Here is a 3,578-nt window from a genome sequence, read left to right on the forward strand (position 1 = left end):
GTAAACGGCTCGGTGGGCATATTGGGCAGCACCAGCGTTTCATCGTTTGGGTTGAGCGAATAGGCGGTTTCAGGCAGCGTTTCATCGTTTTTTTTGATGGAGATGAGTTTCACATCGCCTTGCAAAACGAGTTCGGTCGCGCCATTTTGCGGTTCAATGTGCAAAGTTGCCCAAACATCGGTATATTGTTCGTTGATTTCAAAAAGCAAATCGGTTTTGGGAACAAGGTGGGTGGGGGCGGTGTAGTCTTTTAAATATTTGACGGTTTGGGTCATAAATCAAATCCTAATGGTGAGAGAAATTCATTTCAGGCAGCCTGAAAAACAAAAAAGCGTTATCAGCAAATTTGGATAACGCTTTTATTGTAACGAAATTTCGGGCTTTCAGGCTGCCTAAATTGGCTAAATGATGAAAATATCCCCCTACTCCCACTTATGTTTATTAAAAATAAAGCAGCCTGAAAACAGATTTTTCTATTTTCAGGCTGCCTTTTATTTAATTAACATCAATTATTTTGCTTGATTCAATTCTTCGCGCAATTTTTTCGTTACGCTCATCATTTTTTCAAGTTGCTCAATGGTTTCCGTCCAACCGCGTGTTTTCAAACCGCAGTCTGGGTTCACCCACAAACGCTCAACGGGCACCACATTCATCGCTTTACGCAACAGGTGTTCAATTTCGCTTTCCGCAGGTACGCGTGGGCTGTGAATGTCGTACACACCCGGACCGATGTCGTTTGGATACTTGAATTCGCCAAATGCGGTCAGCAAATCCATGTCGGAACGTGAAGTTTCAATGGTAATCACGTCCGCGTCCATGCTGGCAATGGCGGGCAAAATGTCGTTGAACTCGGAATAGCACATGTGGGTGTGGATTTGCGTGCTGTCTTCTGCGCCTGTTGATGACAAGCGGAAGGCTTCGCAAGCCCAATCCAAGTATTCATTCCATTGTGATTTTTTCAATGGCATGGCTTCACGAATCGCAGGTTCGTCAATTTGAATGACTTTAATGCCCGCTTTTTCCAAATCCAACACTTCATCGTTCAAAGCCAAAGCGATTTGTTTTGCCACCACGCTCAAAGGCACGTCATCGCGCACGAATGACCATTTGAACATGGTTACAGGACCCGTCAGCATGCCTTTCATGGGGCGTTTGGTCAAAGATTGCGCGTAAGATGACCAGTAAACCGTCATTGGGTTAGGGCGAGACACATCACCGAAAATGATGGGCGGTTTCACGCAGCGTGAGCCGTAAGATTGCACCCAGCCAAATTGCGTGAAGCAGTAGCCAGCCAACTGTTCACCGAAGTATTCCACCATGTCATTACGCTCGGCTTCGCCGTGTACAGGCACGTCCAGTTGCAATTTTTCTTGGATTTCAACGCAGTAGGCAATTTCTTTTTTCATTGCCGCATCATAATCAGCCGCAGACAATTCGCCTTTTTTGAACGCTGCACGAGCTGCGCGGATTTCAGCCGTTTGTGGGAATGAGCCGATGGTGGTGGTGGGCAAAATGGGCAATTTCATCCATTCTTGTTGCGCTTTGATGCGTGTTGCGAATGGCGATTTGCGTTGGTCTGCACCAGCAGGCAGGCTTTCCAAACGTGCTTTTACGGCATCGTTGTGGATTTTTTTGTTGGTGGCGCGGTCGGCGGCGGCTTCGTCAGAGGCTTTTAAGGCTGCCTGAACGCTGTCTTTGCCGTGTGCCAAAGCTTGTTTAATCACGCCCAATTCCACCAATTTTTGCGCGGCAAATGCCATCCAGTTTTTGATTTCGGGGTCTAATTTTTCTTCCACCGCCAAATCTTGTGGGCTGTGCAACAATGAGCAGCTTGGCGCAATCCACAAATTGTTGCCAAATTTTTCTTTTACAGGCTGCAAAGTGTCAATGATTTTGGTCAAATTCGCTTTCCACACATTGCGACCGTCCACCAAACCGATGGACAATACTTTGCTGCTTGGGTAGTTGTCGGCGAATACTTCCAGTTGTGGGTAATCGCGCACGCAGTCAATGTGTACGCCGTGTACAGGCAGGCTGCTCAACAATTTGATGTGTTCGCTCACGCCCGCGAAGTATGTGCCGATGATGATGCGAACGCCTGTGTTGGTCAATTCTTGGTACACTTCGGGGAAGGCGTTTGTCCAAGCCTCGCCAGCGTCCACCGCCAAAATGGGTTCGTCAATTTGAATCCAATCCACGCCTTCAGCCGCCAATTCACGCAATAATTGCGCGTAAACAGGCAATAATTTAGGCAATAAAGTTTTAATGCGGCAACCAAATTCTTCTTTTTTCTTACCCAACCACAACAAAGTCAAAGGACCCACCAAAGTTGGTTTAATATCATGACCTTGTGCTTTGGCTTCTTTAATTTGCTCAATCAAACGCGCGGAATGCGCTGAAAATTCGGTATCCGCATGCCATTCAGGTACGATGTAATGGTAATTTGTGTCAAACCATTTGGTCATTTCCATCGCAAATTGGGTGGCGTTACCACGAGCCAATTGGAAATATTGTTCCAAAGTCAAATTCGCAGGGTCAAAACCAAAGCGTTTTGGAATCGCACCAACCGCGCACAACAAATCCAAAACATGGTCGTAAAACGAAAAATCGCCAACGGGCAGCAAATCTGCGCCTGCGGCTTTTTGGGTTGCCCAGTTGCTACGGCGGATTTCGGCAGCCACTTCTTGCAATTCGGCTTCGCTTTTCGCGCCTTTCCAAAAGGCTTCTACCGCGAATTTCAACTCGCGTTTTGCGCCTACGCGTGGGTAACCGCTTAAGTGAAATGTATTCATCGTACTCTCCGAATAAGAATTTAGAAAAACGCGATAATCGCGTGTTTAGACAAGAAATGCAAACGCTAAATTTGCATTTCAAAATGAAATTATTTCATAATCAGGCAGCCTGAAAACCGTTTTCAGGCTGCCTGTCTATCGTGCAATATTTTAGCATAGACCGCAGACGGCACATAACGCTGCACCACATTCTGCCAACCATTCAGCCCCACCAAACCCTTGACCATAGTGGAAGAAATTTCGGCAATTTCACGCGGCGGCATTAAAAAAACCGTTTGAATTTCCGCATGCAAATCTGCATTGATATAGCGAATCGCGCGTTCATATTCATAATCTGCATTAGAACGAATGCCACGCACAATAAATCTCGCATTGACCGAATGCGCATAATTCACCAAAAACTCATTTTCAAATGAAGCCACTCGCACATTTGGGAAGGATTGTGTGATTGCCTGCAACATTTGTTTGCGTTCTTCTATCGTGTAACTGCTTTTTTTATCCGAATTCACACCGATGGCAACAATCAATTCATCAAATAATTTTTGCGCTTCCGTAATCATCCACAGATGACCATTGGTCGGTGGGTCAAAACTGCCTGCATATACAGCGCGGCGAATATTAGATTGGAACATAAATTTCCTTAATGATGGTAAAACACCCTACCTTAACATTAAGGTAGGGTGTTTTGGAATAAATAGTTTGGCGATGACCTACTTTCGCATACGATTGTATACTATCATCGGCGCTGGAATGTTTCACTGTCCTGTTCGGGAAGGGAAGGAGTGG

Annotated in this window: 2 protein-coding genes, 1 rRNA gene and 1 pseudogene; all 4 read right to left on the reverse strand. The window is 45.8% G+C overall.

All coding sequences use genetic code 11. The features are described 5' to 3' along the window. Positions 1–275, reverse strand: a pseudogene (gene pepN, locus Q338_RS12170) (aminopeptidase N); the annotation flags it as partial. A 234-nt stretch (positions 276–509) separates the two neighbouring features. After that, positions 510–2,792, reverse strand: a complete 2,283-nt coding sequence (gene metE, locus Q338_RS12175; RefSeq protein ID WP_034295884.1) for a 5-methyltetrahydropteroyltriglutamate--homocysteine S-methyltransferase — start codon at positions 2,790–2,792, stop codon at positions 510–512. Between the two features lie 122 nt (positions 2,793–2,914). Next, a complete protein-coding gene (gene coaD, locus Q338_RS12180) occupies positions 2,915–3,424 on the reverse strand; it encodes a pantetheine-phosphate adenylyltransferase (protein WP_034295886.1) in 510 nt (169 codons plus the stop codon). Between the two features lie 65 nt (positions 3,425–3,489). Beyond that, positions 3,490–3,578 (reverse strand): 5S ribosomal RNA (gene rrf, locus Q338_RS15530); the annotation flags it as partial.

The sequence above is a fragment of the Alysiella crassa DSM 2578 genome, assembly GCF_000745955.1.
Classification (GTDB): Bacteria; Pseudomonadota; Gammaproteobacteria; order Burkholderiales; family Neisseriaceae; genus Simonsiella; species Simonsiella crassa.